This window comes from Streptococcus sp. HMSC034B05, from assembly GCF_001809055.1.
GTDB classification, from domain to species: domain Bacteria; phylum Bacillota; class Bacilli; order Lactobacillales; family Streptococcaceae; genus Streptococcus; species Streptococcus constellatus.
In genome coordinates, this window is the sequence record NZ_KV795605.1 from 1 (window position 1) to 405 (window position 405).

At 37.0% G+C, this 405-nt stretch carries 1 pseudogene; it reads left to right on the forward strand.

Features of this window, described 5'->3' with window-relative positions:
* A pseudogene (locus HMPREF2542_RS10115) lies at positions 1–335 on the forward strand (hypothetical protein); the annotation flags it as partial.
* Between the last annotated feature and the right edge of the window lie 70 nt (positions 336–405).

Genomic DNA, 405 nt, shown 5'->3' on the forward strand with positions numbered 1-405 from the left:
AGGTGGCAAATATAGGTCAGCCTTACTATGTGACGGAAAACAAACTAAATCGTGAGTTTCAAGTAGAAAAGCCACTGGAGAAGCTAGTCACAGACATTACCTACCTCTACTTTGTCTACCTATCTTCCGTCATGGATCTCTACAATCGTGAGATGGTAGCTTACACCATTTCAGATTGTCAAGATACTAACTTTGTACTGGATACGCTCAATCAATTGGAATTGCCTAAGGGAAACAAAAATGCGACTCAGCAACAAGTCGCATTTATTGAAAATTGGATAAATAACTATCCAAAGAGAGTATTAGATTACAAATCTCCTAGACTGGTTTTATAAGAGGGGCAAACTTAGACTTGAATTTTGGCACAGGGAAAAAAGCTAGAGGAAAATAAAAAAAGATGAAAAA